The sequence below is a fragment of the Allobosea sp. genome (genome assembly GCF_017308075.1).
Lineage (GTDB): Bacteria > Pseudomonadota > Alphaproteobacteria > Rhizobiales > Beijerinckiaceae > Allobosea.
In genome coordinates this window covers 51,513-64,955 of sequence record NZ_JAFKFX010000030.1, presented here as the reverse complement: position 1 = coordinate 64,955, position 13,443 = coordinate 51,513, and the positions used below count along the sequence as shown (strand labels likewise).

The window sequence follows — 13,443 nt, the reverse complement described above, 5'->3', positions numbered from 1 at the left end:
GTCCGTCAAGCGGCGGCAGCCGATCTCCGGCGAGGGCCGCGGCGGCACGAAAACGCCAGCGCCCGCCGGCTAGGCCTTGCGGCGAGCGACGGCGGACATTGGGAAGTCGGGCGGTGGGTGGCTTGCTTCAGGCCGTGCGTTCGACGACGTGCGAGGTGGAGGGGGCCGCCGTCTCGCGTGCGCGCTCGATCAGGTCCCGGGAGAGGGCGCGCAGCTTCAGCATGGTCTCGTCGGGCAATTGCTCGACGGTCTCGCCGGTGTCTGGGTCCCGCTTCTGGAGCACGATGCTGTGGGTCTTGGCGTCGATGACCAGGCGCCGATCGACGGCCTCGCGCCGCTCCTGCTTCTGATAAGCCGCCTCGGAGCGCTCGCGGTTGACGGCGTCCTCCTGTTTCTGGCGGTGCTGCGCCTGCTCCTGGCGCTTCTCGTCGGCCCGGGCCCTGATGTCGAGCCGGACGGCCTCGCCGGCCGCCGCCGACTGCACGGTCTTCTCGGCCGGAAGCTCCACCGGCGCACTGCCCGGCTGGATCGCAATATCGGTCCGAACCGTTGCCTGCACGGCGCCGGTGGCGATCGTTCTGGGTGCCCCGCCGAAATCCATTCTGGACTCCTCTCGCCTGAGACGGACTCAGTTCATGGTAGCGAGACTGGCGGCGAAAGTTGAATCTGCCGTTAGGGAAATTGGTAAATTGTGAAGGATTGGCTGCTAAGGGCCGCTTTTGGTTAAGGAATTTGCGGTCGGCGCCGCGGATGCAGCCGGCCGTTCCGGCCCGGATGGGCCGGAGTTGCGCTAAAGGCTCTTCGAGATCACCATCGGCCCGGCATTCGGCCGGGCGAAGACGCCGGCGCCGACGCTCGCAGCCGGCCCATAGCCCGCCGCCTTCATCGGCCGGTTGGCATCCGTGGCGAGATCCCGGACGATCGATTCCGACACGGCCCGCGCCGTCGCCAGCACCGCCTGGTTGGTCTCGATCAGCTCCTGGAAGGCGAGATGCGCCGCCTTCAGCCGCTTGACCTTCTCGGGTACGAAACGGGCCAGCGCGACGGCGTTCAGCTTGATCTGCTCGACGCCCTTCATATAGACGCCGGCGAGCTCGGATTTGCGCGGCTCGCGCTCCATCGCGTCCTTGAGCTTGCCGGCCTTGACCAGGGCGGTTTCCTCGCCGACGACATGCGACAGCGAGCCTAGCACCTCGATAACGGCTTCGATCAGGCTCTCCGCCTCGATGGCGCTGCCGACGCGCGGCCGCTCGTCGATGACGCGCGGCCTAGCCAGCATTGCCGCCTCCGCCGGTCGTGGCCGTGGCCGTAGTCTTGGCCGTAGCGGTCGCCTTGGCCTGGACCTGGATCAGGTCGCGCAGGATCTGGTCCGACAGGCCGAGGCCGCCGGCCTTCTGCAGGCTGCGGGCATATTCCTGGGTCAGCATCGAGCGATAGACGCCGCCGCCGGTGCCGTTCTCGCCGAGCGGTCCTTCGGTCTCGCTGGAGTTCATGATGCTGTTGGTGAAGTTCTCGAGGAAGACGGTCTCGAACTCGTCGGCTGTCTTCTTGGCCTTGGCCGCCTTGGCGTCGAAGGCGCCGGCGATGCCGCTGGCGAGGTTGACGGCGGCGCCGAGCGCGAGCTTGGCGGCGGGAATGGCGAGGGCAGCACTCATTACATCACCTCGATTTCGGCTTGCAGCGCGCCGGCTGCCTTGATGGCCTGAAGGATGGAGATCAGGTCGCGCGGGCCGATGCCCAGCGCGTTGAGTCCGTCGACGAGTTCGCGCAAGGTCACGCTTTCCTTGACGAGGGCGAGCTTGTTGGTGCCCTCGGTGTCGACCCTGACATTGCTGCGCGGGACGACGACCGTGCGGCCATTGCCGAATTCGTTCGGCTGGCTGACCTGCGGCTCCTCGGAGATCGTCACGGTCAGGTTGCCCTGGGCGACGGCGACGGTGGAGACGCGCACGTCGCGACCCATCACGATGATGCCCGAGCGCTCGTCGATGATGACCCTCGCGCCCTGGTCCGGCTCGACGCGCAGCTGCTCGATATCGGTCAGCAGGCGGATCATGTTGCCGTGGAAGCGCGGCGGAATCTGCAGCACGATGGTCGACGGGTCGGTCGGCTCGGCGGAGTCGCCGCCGATGAAATCGTTGATCGCCGCGGCGACGCGCCGGGCGGTCGTCAGATCGGGGTTGCGCAGCGACAGGCGCAGCGTCTTGAGCTTGTTCAGGGCGAACTCGATCTCGCGCTCGACCAGGCCGCCATTGGCGATACGGCCGACGGTGGGCACGCCGCGGGTGATTTTGGCGGCCTCGGCCTCGGCCGAGAAGCCGGAGATCGCGACCGGCCCTTGCGAGACCGCATAGACCTCGCCGTCGGCGCCGAGCAGCGGCGTCGCGAGCAGGGTGCCGCCCTGCAGCGACTTGGCGTCGCCGAGCGCCGAGACGGTGACGTCGAGCCGGGTGCCCTGCGTGGCGAAGGGCGGCAGGTTCGCCGTCACCATCACCGCTGCGACGTTGGCGGTGCGCATATTGGCGCCGCGGGTGTTGACGCCGAGCCGCTCCAGCATCGCCTGCAGCGACTGCTTGGTGAAGGGGGCGTTGTTCAGCGTGTCGCCGGTGCCGTTGAGGCCGACGACGATGCCGTAGCCGAGAATCTGGTTGGAGCGGACGCCCTCGACCGAGGCGAGGTCCTTGATGCGCGAGAGCGCGCCGCCGATGCCGGGGGAGGTGCCATGGGTGCCGCCGAAGGAGGCCGGGGCGAGCTTTGCCGGCACGCCGCCGCGCGCCTGGCCTGGGATCGGGGTCGGCGCCAGGTCGGCCGCCCACGCCGTAGCGACGAGCAGCAGCGATGCGGCGGCCTGCGTCAGCAAATGGCGGGTCGGGAAGAGGGCGAACATGCGGCCACCGGTTTCGATCATCGTCGGACTGCGATGGCCATGCGAACTCCGTGCCAGTTCGAGAAAAAGCAAAAACCGTTCTTAATCAGAAGTTTAATGATCTCCGGCCTGATCGCCGGCAGGGCAGGGGCCTGTTCAAACCTGCCGGGCGCGGCAATTCCTGCCGAGTCGTTTACCGCTCGTTAACCATGCCGCCGGCAAGAAGGAGGCAGGGGCGAGCGAGGCCGAAGAGCCGCCATTTCGAACCGTCGCCGAGAGCGCCATGATCCGTATCGACCAGCGCGCAGCCATCACCTCGACCGGCGCGACCAGCCGCGGCAGAGCCGCGGGCGGCACGGGCTTCAGTCTGCCGGGGCGCGAGGCGGCCGCGAGCACGCAGTCCTCGACGATAAGCCATGCCGGCCCGCTCGACGGTCTGCTGCTGGTGCAGGAGGAGGAGAGCGGCCAGGAGCGCCGCCGCCGCCAGGCACGCCGCGGCCATGACCTGCTCGACGGGCTCGACCGGCTCAAGGCGGCGCTGCTTTCCGGCCGGGTTCAGCTCGTCGAGCTGGAGCGTCTCAAGGCGATGCTGTCGACGCGTCGGGAAAACACCGACGATCCGCGCCTCGACGAGGTTCTGGCCCATATCGAGCTGCGCGCCGCGGTGGAGCTGGCGAAGCTCGGGCGTTGATGCCTTAGCCCGGTTCCGTCACGGTCGGGCTTGTCCCAACCACCCACGTCTCCTGCTGGCGAAGGCTGTGTTCTCAAGACGGAGATGCTCGCCACGGGGGCGAGCATGACGATCCGGAGCAGCCTCTGCTCCCCATGTCGGCGCAGCGCTGGCTGTGGGCCGTGCGTGACGGCCCTTATGTTCTTCAGCGGATGAACTGGTCGACGAAATCGGCGCCGAGGCCGTTCGCCGCATAATGCGCCCGGCATTTGTCGATGCGGGTGAAGACGTCGTCATAGCCGAGGCACTTGCCGTCGGGGTCGACATAGATCATCGCGCCATTGACCTGGAACATGGTGATCATCTCCTCGACATCGGGATCGACCACCAGCGTGTGGGTCTCGCCGGGCGCCTCGTAGACATAGCCGCCTTCGGTCGCGACCCAGTCATGCTCGAGATAGCGCCACTTGCCCTTGAGCACATAGCCATGCACCGGCTGGGGATGGCGATGACGCGAGAGCACGCCGGCGCGCCGGACCTTGAGCAGGTTCATCCAATAGCCGCGCGTCGCCGAGAGGCAGAGCGGACGGAACCAGACATTGTCGTCGACCGGGACCCAGACGCGGTCATCCTCGGGGATGACGTTGGGGATCACCAGCTCCGGCGGCGATTCCTTGGGCTGCGGATGGCGGTAGGGGGTCCAGCGCTCGGCGTTCGTGGCGGCGACCGGGATCGGGCTGACCTTGTCCATGGCTCGTTTCTACCCTTGAGTTTTCGATTCAGGCCCTTCCTAGACTGAATCCGGAAAGCGGGCCATGTCCTTGATCGGGCGGCGTTTCGTCGCCCGGCTGAAGAGTCTGGCGCTCAGACCGCGAGATAGCCGCCGTCCACCGGCAGGACGGTGCCGGTGACGAAGCGCGCGGCGTCCGAGAGCAGGAAGACGATGGCACCGCCGACATCGGAGGGCTCGCCCCAGCGGTTCATCGGCGTGCGCGCCAAGATCGGGGCGGAGCGCGCGGCATCCTCGACCAGCGGCCGCGTCAGTTCAGTGGCGATCCAGCCCGGCGCGACCGCATTGACCCGGATGCCGTCAGTCGCCCAGGCGGCAGCGAGCGATTTGGTGAGCTGGCCGACGCCGCCCTTCGAGGCGGCATAGCCCGGGGCGAAGGGCGAGCCGTGGAAGGTCAGCATCGAGGCGGTGTTGACGATGGCGCCCTTGGCCGCCGCGAGCTTTTCCCTGGCCGCGACGCTCATCCGCATGGTGCCGGTGAGGTTGACCTCGACGGTCAGGCGGAAGGCCTCGATCTCGAACTCCTTGCCGCCGCGCTGGATCATGCCGGCACAATTGACCAGCGCGTCGATCCGCTCGCAGCCGGCGACGATGGCGGCGACCTGATCGTCGCTGGTGACGTCGAGCCTGGCATGGCGGATCGCGGCATGGGCCGGCGTGGCGGCGACCTCCTCATCGGTGAGGCCGGTGGCGAGGACCCGGTAGCCGGCCTCGGCGAGGGCGAGCGCGGCGCCGGCACCGATGCCGCGGGTGCCGCCGGTGACAAGGGCGAATTTCTGGGTGTCGGTCATGGGCTCGCTGCTCTCGCACGTTTGCTTCTTGGACGACCGCTTCTCGGGCGTTCGCTGCTTGGACGCGTCGCTCGGGGGGCTCGTCGATGTTACGTGGCAATCTAGACGGGAGTGGCGGGCCGGGGGAAGCGGCCGGCTCCCCTGGCTTTGCGCGCTTGACCTGCGCCTTCGGTCTGCCGCGCTGCGCCGGGCGGGCTAGCGCGGGCCTAGCTCGAAGCGCAGCATTGCCGAGGCGCCGCCTTTGACCTCGCCGCCCGAGAGCGGCAATTCGCGGTTCATCTTCACATCCAGCGTCGTCTTCCACGGCGTATCGGGAGCGAGGCCGAGATCGGTGACGATCTGGAGCTGCGGGGTCAGCCGCGCCTCGGGCATGGCCTGGCTGGCGAAGGCGTAGCTGCTGGCGAGCGCGACCTCGGAGATCAGCGTGACCTTGTCGAACAGGGAGTGGCGATATCCCAGCATCGCATTGGCGTTGTGGCTGCCGCTGCCGGCCATGCCGAAATCGCCGCCGGTGGACAGGCGCCAGCGCAGCCCGTCGCCGGAGGTGGTGGAGCGCCGCGCCAGCGACCAGTCGAGGCGCGTATCCGTGCTCTGCCAGGATCCGCTCCCGCTGACGATCGTGGTCTCCAGCGAGAGAAGCTGCGGGCCGATTCTGAAGCCGACGGCTCGCTCGGTCGCGGCAGGAAGGCCGGGCGAAACCGTGCTGAGGCCCCTCCGGATCGTCGCGGTTTCGAGCTCGGGTCGGGCGAGCCCGGACCGTCGCGCCCGCTCGCGATAGGCGCCACTCTTGTCGAGCGTGGGCGCGATCAGGGTTGGGATCGCCAGGATGGAACCGGACTCATCCTCCTGTCCTTGCCAGAAGGGCGTGCTCGGCAGGTCGGCGAGCTCATAGGTGATCGCGACCCTGGCGCCGTCATCGACCGGCTTGGCAGCCGCAGTCATGGGCGCGAGCAGGCAAAGGGGCGCGCAAAGCAGGCCGGTCCGGACAAAGGCGATGGAGAATCCGCTGGTCAAGGCATCGGGTCGTGGCGAGGTTGACGAAGCGAGCCCTTGTGCCGGCCGATCGTGCTCACAATGCGGCAGTGCAACATAAGATGGCTCGGCCCGGCCCGAGGGCGACCTGTACCGCGCTCCGCGGACGGGCCCGCAGCTCTGCCCCAAAAGGCCGGCTTCCCCCTGCGGCCTTAACCCGCTAGGAAGCGCGCGAGCCTGCTGCGGCCCTCGAGCCGCAGTTCGGGACCGTTCCAGACTGGCCAGAAGCAGGGGTCGTAATCACATGAGCAAGATCAAGGTCGCCAACCCGGTCGTCGACATGGACGGCGACGAGATGACCCGCATCATCTGGCAGAAGATCAAGGACACGCTGATCTTCCCCTATCTCGATCTCGAACTCGACTATTACGACCTCTCGGTCGAGAACCGCGACAAGACCGACGATCAGGTCACCATCGACGCCGCCAACGCCACCAAGAAGCATGGGGTCGCGGTGAAGTGCGCGACGATCACGCCGGACGAGGCGCGCGTGAAGGAGTTCAACCTCAAGCAGATGTGGAAGTCGCCGAACGGCACGATCCGCAACATCCTCGGCGGCGTGATCTTCCGCGAGCCGATCATCTGCAAGAACGTGCCGCGCCTGGTGCCGGGCTGGACCCAGCCGATCGTCATCGGCCGCCATGCCTATGGCGACCAGTACCGCGCCACCGATTTCAAGTTCCCCGGCAAGGGCACGCTCTCGATCAAGTTCGTCGGCGAGGACGGCAATGTCATCGAGAAGGAGGTCTTTAAGGCCCCGGACGCCGGCGTCGCCATGGCGATGTACAATCTCGACGAGTCGATCCGCGACTTCGCCCGCGCCTCGCTGAACTACGGCCTGATGCGCAAGTACCCGGTCTATCTCTCGACCAAGAACACCATCCTCAAGACCTATGACGGGCGCTTCAAGGACATCTTCCAGGAGATCTACGAGGCCGAGTTCAAGGCGGAGTTCGACAAGCTCGGCATCACCTATGAGCACCGCCTGATCGACGACATGGTCGCTTCGGCGATGAAGTGGTCGGGCGGCTATGTCTGGGCCTGCAAGAACTACGATGGCGACGTGCAGTCGGACACGGTGGCGCAGGGCTTCGGCTCGCTCGGCCTGATGACCTCGGTGCTGATGACGCCGGACGGCAAGACCGTCGAGGCCGAGGCCGCCCACGGCACGGTGACCCGCCATTATCGCGAGCACCAGAAGGGCAAGGAGACCTCGACCAACTCGATCGCCTCGATCTTCGCCTGGTCGCGTGGTCTCGCCCACCGCGCCAAGCTCGACAACAATGCCGAGCTGGCGAAGTTCGCGACCCTGCTCGAGAAGGTCACGGTCGACACGGTGGAAGCCGGCGACATGACCAAGGACCTCGCTCTGCTGGTCGGCCCCGACCAGAAGTTCCTCTCGACCACCGGCTTCCTCGACAAGGTGAGCGAGAACCTGCGCAAGGCGATGGCCAGCTAAGCGGTTCAGCCTCGACCGAAACACGGAAGCCCGGCCGTATGGCCGGGCTTCTTTCGTTTGTGCGATGGTGATCGGCGGCGATGCCCTGCTGACGCGGCCTGTCCCGGCGGCATGCATTCTTGCCTTCCGCGATGGAGGATAAGCCATGTCAGCGACGTCGACGATCCTGACCGGCGGCTGCCAGTGCGGTGCGGTGCGCTACCGTCTGAAGACACCGCCGCGCGAGGTTTCGGTCTGCTTCTGCCGGATGTGCCAGAAAGCGGCCGGCAGCTATTTCGGCGCCTTCGCCAGCTCGCGGATCGGCGAGGTCGAGTGGACGCGCGGCCGACCGGCGATCTTCAACTCGTCGGAGGTCGCCGAACGCGGCTTCTGCCGCGATTGCGGCACGCCGCTCACTTTCAGCTATCCGAGTCTCGGCTCGCTCTCGGTCTCGGCCGGAAGCCTCGACGATGCCGCCGCGTTCCAGCCGAGCCAGGCCTATGGTGTCGAGGGCAGGCCGGCCTGGTTCGACGAATTCTGCCGCCTCGAAGGCTCGCGCACCGAGGATGATATCGCGCCGGGTCTGCCGGAATTTCGCTCGCAGCAGCATCCCGACCATGACACATGAACGGTGCCGCTCAGGCGGCGCGGTCCTCGGCGAGCGAGCGCAGGTAGTGCTCGGCCTGCTGGTAATGGCGTTCCGCTTCGATGCGGTCGCCCGCCAGCGCCGCAGCCTGCGCCAGCGCGAGATAGTGCTCATAGGCCTGGCGCAGGGCGGCCGGGCTGAGATTGCCGCGCTGCGTCCGTAGGGCAGGGCGGGTCATGAGGGCAGGACGGGTCATGGGGATTCTCGGGCGACGATAGGTCACCGCTGTCTCCTGTTAGCCGAGGATTTCCTCGACGATCTTGCGGAGCTCTTCCCGGCTCAGGCCGCAGGGTTGCGGCTTCCAGTCGGGGGCAGCCCTGCGTGGCGTCATGGCGATCGTGGCGTTGTGCTGGGTCTGATCGTTCTTGGTGTTGAGTTCAGTGTGCTTTTTCATTGGAATCCATAGCGTCGCTCGGCTGAGCCGGGCGTTGGTCAAGGTGGAGGGTCGAGCGCAGAAAGAGCGGCTCGCTGCACGAAACAGCGATCAAACTTCGGGGCTTGCCGCGGCGAAAGGGCTCGTCTCTCGATCTCGAGGACTGGAGCCAGCCGAACTCTTCTGGTCGACGCGTCCTATCTAGCAACGCAATGTGGCGAATTAAGGTTCCCGGCATCGTGCGGGAAAAACACCGGCTGCGGCGTCACTCGACCGTGATCTCCTGCCGGGTGAGCACGCGCGGCCCGCTGAGCGGGGCGTTCAGGACATAGCGCAGCTCGTAGACGCCCGGCTCCGCCGGCGCCTCGAGCGTGTCCTCGACATTCTCGGCCGGGTAGAAGCTCGGTCCCTCGGCTTCGGCCGGCTCGCCGGGCTTAACCAGCATGACCCGGTCGCGATCGCCATTGGGGCCGATGCCGCGAATGGGAAGGGCTTGCGAGCGCCCGACGCGGCGGGGCGCGGCGAGCGTCGCCTCGGGAGTCGTCGTGGTCAGCGTCTGGCGCAGCAGGATCACCGGCTTGCCCTCCGTCTCGGCGAGCAAGCGCAATTCGAAACTGCCGACTTCGCCGGGGGCGGGCAGGGCCAGCACCGAGGTGGAGCCGAGCGGGGCGGCGACGATGGCCGATTCCGGCGGGTCACCCGGCCGCGCAATGGCGAGGCGGGCACCGGCCGGGGCGCGGCTGACGAAGGTGCTCGCCATCGCGCCCGCCATCAGCGAGCGCGGAGCCGACAAGGCCGGCCCCTGAACCGGGCGGCCCGGCTTCGGAGGCTGGGCGAAAGCGGGCCCGGCGAGCCCGGCCAGGGCCAACAGCACGTGTCGTCGGTGCAGAATCATGGCGCGAGGCGGTGCAGATGCGCGGCGAGGTCCGGATAGCGGCTGGTCAGCGCCCGGAAATCGATGGGGTCGAGCACCAGGAGCTTGCTCGGGACCTTGGCGCGCGCGGCGAGTCCGCCGCGCCCGGCTTTGGTATCCAGCGGCAATTCGCCGAAATGGCAGCCTTCCTCCAAGGTCTCGCTCGCCTCCTCGCGCATGATCTCGACTTCGCCGCTGGCGACGAAATAGAGCGCCTGCGCCGGTTCCTCGGGCCGCAGGATGACGGCGCCGCCGCGCACGCTCTGCGCCCGCAGGACCCGCATGATCTCGGCGATCTCGGCGGCATTGAGGCCGCTGAACAGCGGCACCCTCGCGATCATGCTCCAGGTCACCACGAATTCGCGGCGATGGATCTCCTGGGCGAAGGCGGTGGCGATGATACCGACCGGCAAGGCGAGCATGACGAGCCCCATGATCGCCGTGATCGAGGCGACGACCTTGCCGAGCGGGCTCGTCGGAAAGACGTCGCCATAGCCGACGGTGGTCAGGGTGATGATCGCCCACCACATCGCGTCCGGGATGGTGGCGAATTTCTCCGGCTGGACGTCGTGCTCGGCGAAATGCATCGCGGTCGCCGCCAGCAGCATGACGCCGATCAGGATGACGAGGCAGGCGAACAGCGCCTTGCGCTCGGCGGTCAGGGCGGCGGCGAGGGAGGTCATGCCCGGCGAGTAGCGGCCGAGCTTGAAGAAGCGCAGCAGCCTGAACAGCAGCAGGATCTTGAGGTCGTTATAGCCGAGAAGCGCGGTGTAGAGCGGCACGGTCGCCAGGAAATCGACTATGGCCGGGGCCGAGAGCGCATAGGCGCGCCGGGCCGCATTGTCGCTGAGGCCGCGATAGCGGGCGTGCTCGGGCGCCGTCCACAGCCGCAGGCCGTATTCGAGGGTGAAGATCACGACCGAGACGAGCTCGATCGCAAAGAACAGCCTGCCATGGGCCGCCGCCAGGCTCGGCACCGACTCGAGCACCAGCGCCGCGACATTGACGATGATCAGCAGGACGAGCCCGCCATGCACCAGCCGGACCGACAGATCGTCGCCGGCCCCGCGGTCGATGATCAGATGCGCCCACCGCCGCCAGCTCATGCCGGGCTGCGGGGCGGGCGCCATGACCGCCTCAGCCCATCGCGGCGGCGACGGCTTCGAGCGCCGCCTGCGCTTGGGCTCCGTCCGGGCCGCCGGCCTGGGCCATGTCGCGGCGGCCGCCGCCGCCCTTGCCGCCCAGCGCTTCCGAAGCGGAGCGGACGAGCGCGACCGCGTCGAAGCGTTCGGTCAGGTCGGGCGTGACGCCGACCACGACGCCGGCCTTGCCGTCCTCGGCGACGCCGACGATGGCGACGACGCCGGAGCCGAGCCGGGTCTTGGCTTCGTCGACCAGACTCTTCAGATCCTTCATCTCGACGCCGGTGACGGCGCGGGCGAGCAGCTTGGTACCGGCGACCTCGCGGGCCGGATCCTGGGCCTCGCCGCCGCCGCCCATGGCGAGCTTCTTGCGGGCCTCGGTGAGTTCGCGCTCGAGCTTGCGGCGCTCCTCGATCAGGGCGGCGAGCCGCGCTTCCGCCTCGCCCGCCGGCACCTTCAGCAGGCCGGCTAGATCGCGCAGGCGGCGGGAATCGGCGTTGAGCTGGCGGCGGGCGCCGGTGCCGGTCATCGCCTCGAGCCGGCGCACGCCGGCCGCGACCGCGCCTTCGCCGGTGACGCTGACCAGGCCGATATCGCCGGTGCGGGCGGCATGGGTGCCGCCGCAGAGCTCGACCGAATAGGCCTTGCCGTCCTCATTGGTGCCCATCGAGACGACGCGGACCTCGTCGCCATATTTCTCGCCGAAAAGCGCGCGGGCGCCCGAGGCGATCGCCTCGTCGACGCTCATCAGGCGCGTCGTCACCGGTTCGTTGCGCAGCACGATCGCGTTGGCGAGCTCCTCGACCCGGGCGAGCTCCTCCTCGGAGATCGGCTTGGGGTGCGAGAAGTCGAAGCGCAGCCGGTCGGCCGAGACCAGCGAGCCCTTCTGGGCGACATGGTCGCCGAGCACGAGACGCAAGGCCTCGTGCAGCAGATGCGTCGCCGAATGGTTGGCGCGGATCGCGGTGCGGCGTGCATGGTCGACGGTCAGCTCGGCGGGGGCGCCGAGCCTGATCTCGCCCGAGGTGACCTTGACCGCATGGGCGAAGACCTCGCCCAGCTTCTTCTGGACGTCCGACACCTCGGCGCTGAAGCCGGGGCCGGAGATCGTGCCGGTATCGCCGACCTGGCCGCCTGATTCGCCGTAGAACGGCGTCTGGTTCAGGACGACGAGACCGCTCTCACCAGCCTTCAGCACCTCGACCTCGGCATTGTCGCGGACCAGGGCCGTGACCACGCCTTCGGCGCTCTCGGTGTCGTAGCCGAGGAATTCGGTGGCGCCGATGCGCTCGCGCAGCGGGAACCAGAGCTTTTCGGTTGCGGCCTCGCCGGTGCCGGCCCAGGCGGCGCGGGCCTTGGCCTTCTGCTGCTGCATGGCGGCGTCGAAGCCCTCGACATCGACGCCGACGCCGCGGGCGCGCAGCGCGTCCTGCGTCAGGTCGAGCGGGAAGCCATAGGTGTCGTAGAGGGTGAAGGCGACGTCGCCGCGCAGCTTGTCGCCGGAGCCGAGACCCTGCGATTCCTGGTCGAGGATCGAGAGGCCGCGCGCCAGCGTGGTGCGGAAACGGGTCTCCTCGAGCTTCAGCGTCTCGGTGATCAGCGCCTCGGCGCGGACCAGCTCGGGATAGGCGCGTCCCATTTCGCGGGTCAGCACCGGGACCAGCTTGTGCAGCAGCGGCTCCTTGGCACCGAGCAGCTGCGCATGGCGCATGCCGCGGCGCATGATCCGGCGCAGCACATAGCCGCGGCCCTCGTTCGAGGGCAGCACGCCGTCGGCGATCAGGAAGGCCGAGCAGCGCAGATGGTCGGCGATGACGCGGTGGCTCGCCGCCATCGGCCCGTCGGACGGGACGTTGGTCAGATCGGCGACGGCCCGGATCAGGGCGGCGAAGAGGTCGATCGCGTAATTGTCATGTGTGCCCTGGAGCACGGCGGCGATGCGCTCCAGCCCCATGCCGGTGTCGATCGAAGGCCGCGGCAGGTTGGTCCTGATGCCGCCGGCAGCCTCCTCGTACTGCATGAAGACGAGGTTCCAGATCTCGATGAAGCGGTCGCCATCCTCGTCGGGCGAGCCCGGAGGGCCGCCGGGGATATGATCGCCATGGTCGTAGAAGATCTCGGAACAGGGGCCGCAGGGGCCGGTGTCGCCCATGCGCCAGAAATTGTCGGAGGTCGAGATCCGGATGATCCGGGAGTCCGGCAGGCCGGCGATCTTTTTCCAGAGCCCGTGCGCCTCGTCGTCCTCGGAGTAGACGGTGACCGTCAGCTTCTCCTTGGGCAGGCCGAATTCGCGCGTGACCAGGGTCCAGGCGTGGTTGATCGCCTGTTCCTTGAAATAGTCGCCGAAGGAGAAGTTCCCCAGCATCTCGAAGAAGGTGTGATGGCGGGCGGTGTAGCCGACATTGTCGAGATCGTTGTGCTTGCCACCGGCGCGGACGCATTTCTGCGCCGTGGTGGCGCGGACATAGGGACGCTTCTCCTGGCCGGTGAAGACGTTCTTGAACTGCACCATGCCGGAGTTGGCGAACATCAGCGTCGGGTCGTTGCGCGGCACGAGCGGGCTCGACGGCACGACCTCATGGCCCTGGCCCTTGAAGTAGTCGAGGAAGGTCGACCGGATCTCGTTGACGCCGCTCATCGCAATCTTGGCTCTGGTTCTCTGGCAAGGGGCCGGCGCAGCCGGAAAGGGTGAGAGGTTCTAGTCAGCACCGCCGCTACTGTCCAGAAACGCCAACTCCGGCAATGCCCCCGACAAGGGGGTGGAGTCAAAAAGAAACGGACG

15 protein-coding genes are annotated in these 13,443 nt (G+C 67.8%); 3 read left to right on the top strand and 12 right to left on the bottom strand.

Annotated elements, in window-relative coordinates:
* Positions 1–127: 127 nt before the first annotated feature.
* The 4 genes from J0J10_RS11975 to J0J10_RS11960 form a co-directional block, all read right to left on the bottom strand.
* Positions 128–601, bottom strand: a complete 474-nt coding sequence (locus J0J10_RS11975; RefSeq protein WP_291646798.1) for a flagellar protein FlaG — start codon at positions 599–601, stop codon at positions 128–130.
* Positions 602–790: 189 nt separating this feature from the next.
* Positions 791–1,279 carry a hypothetical protein gene (locus J0J10_RS11970; RefSeq protein WP_291634341.1) on the bottom strand — a complete coding sequence of 163 codons (489 nt, stop codon included), beginning with the start codon at positions 1,277–1,279 and terminating at the stop codon, positions 791–793.
* Positions 1,269–1,655: a rod-binding protein gene (locus J0J10_RS11965; RefSeq protein WP_291634342.1), complete on the bottom strand. Its 387-nt coding sequence runs from the start codon at positions 1,653–1,655 to the stop codon at positions 1,269–1,271. The genes J0J10_RS11970 and J0J10_RS11965 overlap by 11 nt, the downstream gene beginning before the upstream one ends.
* Positions 1,655–2,908 (bottom strand): flagellar basal body P-ring protein FlgI, encoded by a 1,254-nt coding sequence (locus J0J10_RS11960; RefSeq protein WP_291646797.1) that lies wholly within the window; start codon positions 2,906–2,908, stop codon positions 1,655–1,657. The genes J0J10_RS11965 and J0J10_RS11960 overlap by 1 nt, the downstream gene beginning before the upstream one ends.
* Before the next feature lie 241 nt (positions 2,909–3,149).
* On the opposite strand from J0J10_RS11960, the gene J0J10_RS11955 reads away from it, so the two are divergent.
* Entirely contained in the window at positions 3,150–3,557 is a 408-nt protein-coding gene (locus tag J0J10_RS11955; protein ID WP_291646795.1) for a flagellar assembly protein FliX, read from the top strand.
* Between the two features lie 184 nt (positions 3,558–3,741).
* Here the strand turns inward: J0J10_RS11955 and J0J10_RS11950 are convergent, their stop codons facing one another.
* The 3 genes from J0J10_RS11950 to J0J10_RS11940 form a co-directional block, all read right to left on the bottom strand.
* Complete coding sequence (locus J0J10_RS11950) at positions 3,742–4,287, bottom strand: 2,4'-dihydroxyacetophenone dioxygenase family protein (protein WP_291646792.1); 546 nt, start codon at positions 4,285–4,287, stop codon at positions 3,742–3,744.
* Positions 4,288–4,400: 113 nt separating this feature from the next.
* Positions 4,401–5,117, bottom strand: coding sequence for an SDR family NAD(P)-dependent oxidoreductase (locus J0J10_RS11945; protein ID WP_291646790.1), 717 nt, complete (start codon positions 5,115–5,117; stop codon positions 4,401–4,403).
* A gap of 195 nt (positions 5,118–5,312) precedes the next feature.
* Complete coding sequence (locus tag J0J10_RS11940) at positions 5,313–6,059, bottom strand: hypothetical protein (protein WP_291646788.1); 747 nt, start codon at positions 6,057–6,059, stop codon at positions 5,313–5,315.
* Between the two features lie 334 nt (positions 6,060–6,393).
* Here J0J10_RS11940 and J0J10_RS11935 point away from each other — a divergent pair, with 334 nt between their 5' ends.
* Both J0J10_RS11935 and J0J10_RS11930 read left to right on the top strand, forming a co-directional pair.
* On the top strand, positions 6,394–7,608 hold the full coding sequence (locus J0J10_RS11935) for an NADP-dependent isocitrate dehydrogenase (RefSeq protein ID WP_291646786.1): 1,215 nt from the start codon (positions 6,394–6,396) through the stop codon (positions 7,606–7,608).
* A gap of 145 nt (positions 7,609–7,753) precedes the next feature.
* Positions 7,754–8,215 (top strand): GFA family protein, encoded by a 462-nt coding sequence (locus J0J10_RS11930; protein WP_291646784.1) that lies wholly within the window; start codon positions 7,754–7,756, stop codon positions 8,213–8,215.
* A gap of 10 nt (positions 8,216–8,225) precedes the next feature.
* On the opposite strand, the gene J0J10_RS11925 is transcribed toward J0J10_RS11930, so the two are convergent.
* The 5 genes from J0J10_RS11925 to alaS form a co-directional block, all read right to left on the bottom strand.
* Positions 8,226–8,429, bottom strand: coding sequence for a DUF4167 domain-containing protein (locus J0J10_RS11925; protein WP_291634362.1), 204 nt, complete (start codon positions 8,427–8,429; stop codon positions 8,226–8,228).
* A 39-nt stretch (positions 8,430–8,468) separates the two neighbouring features.
* Positions 8,469–8,627, bottom strand: coding sequence for a hypothetical protein (locus J0J10_RS11920; RefSeq protein ID WP_291646782.1), 159 nt, complete (start codon positions 8,625–8,627; stop codon positions 8,469–8,471).
* A 244-nt stretch (positions 8,628–8,871) separates the two neighbouring features.
* Complete coding sequence (locus tag J0J10_RS11915) at positions 8,872–9,480, bottom strand: hypothetical protein (RefSeq protein WP_291646781.1); 609 nt, start codon at positions 9,478–9,480, stop codon at positions 8,872–8,874.
* A 17-nt stretch (positions 9,481–9,497) separates the two neighbouring features.
* The gene (locus J0J10_RS11910; RefSeq protein WP_291646779.1) at positions 9,498–10,649 is read right to left on the bottom strand and encodes a cyclic nucleotide-gated ion channel; all 1,152 of its coding nucleotides are present in this window, start codon (positions 10,647–10,649) and stop codon (positions 9,498–9,500) included.
* Between the two features lie 7 nt (positions 10,650–10,656).
* Positions 10,657–13,299: an alanine--tRNA ligase gene (alaS, locus tag J0J10_RS11905; RefSeq protein ID WP_291646776.1), complete on the bottom strand. Its 2,643-nt coding sequence runs from the start codon at positions 13,297–13,299 to the stop codon at positions 10,657–10,659.
* Positions 13,300–13,443: the final 144 nt, after the last annotated feature.

Coding starts and splice junctions, on each gene's coding strand:
- J0J10_RS11965 (WP_291634342.1), bottom strand. CDS start 1,655: ATGAGTGCTGCCCTCGCCATTCCCGCCGCCAAGCTCGCGCTCGGCGCC.
- J0J10_RS11970 (WP_291634341.1), bottom strand. CDS start 1,279: ATGCTGGCTAGGCCGCGCGTCATCGACGAGCGGCCGCGCGTCGGCAGC.
- J0J10_RS11930 (WP_291646784.1), top strand. CDS start 7,754: ATGTCAGCGACGTCGACGATCCTGACCGGCGGCTGCCAGTGCGGTGCG.
- J0J10_RS11920 (WP_291646782.1), bottom strand. CDS start 8,627: ATGAAAAAGCACACTGAACTCAACACCAAGAACGATCAGACCCAGCAC.
- J0J10_RS11975 (WP_291646798.1), bottom strand. CDS start 601: ATGGATTTCGGCGGGGCACCCAGAACGATCGCCACCGGCGCCGTGCAG.
- J0J10_RS11935 (WP_291646786.1), top strand. CDS start 6,394: ATGAGCAAGATCAAGGTCGCCAACCCGGTCGTCGACATGGACGGCGAC.
- J0J10_RS11945 (WP_291646790.1), bottom strand. CDS start 5,117: ATGACCGACACCCAGAAATTCGCCCTTGTCACCGGCGGCACCCGCGGC.
- J0J10_RS11925 (WP_291634362.1), bottom strand. CDS start 8,429: ATGACCCGTCCTGCCCTCATGACCCGCCCTGCCCTACGGACGCAGCGC.
- J0J10_RS11960 (WP_291646797.1), bottom strand. CDS start 2,908: ATGATCGAAACCGGTGGCCGCATGTTCGCCCTCTTCCCGACCCGCCAT.
- J0J10_RS11955 (WP_291646795.1), top strand. CDS start 3,150: ATGATCCGTATCGACCAGCGCGCAGCCATCACCTCGACCGGCGCGACC.
- alaS (WP_291646776.1), bottom strand. CDS start 13,299: ATGAGCGGCGTCAACGAGATCCGGTCGACCTTCCTCGACTACTTCAAG.
- J0J10_RS11950 (WP_291646792.1), bottom strand. CDS start 4,287: ATGGACAAGGTCAGCCCGATCCCGGTCGCCGCCACGAACGCCGAGCGC.
- J0J10_RS11940 (WP_291646788.1), bottom strand. CDS start 6,059: ATGACTGCGGCTGCCAAGCCGGTCGATGACGGCGCCAGGGTCGCGATC.
- J0J10_RS11910 (WP_291646779.1), bottom strand. CDS start 10,649: ATGGCGCCCGCCCCGCAGCCCGGCATGAGCTGGCGGCGGTGGGCGCAT.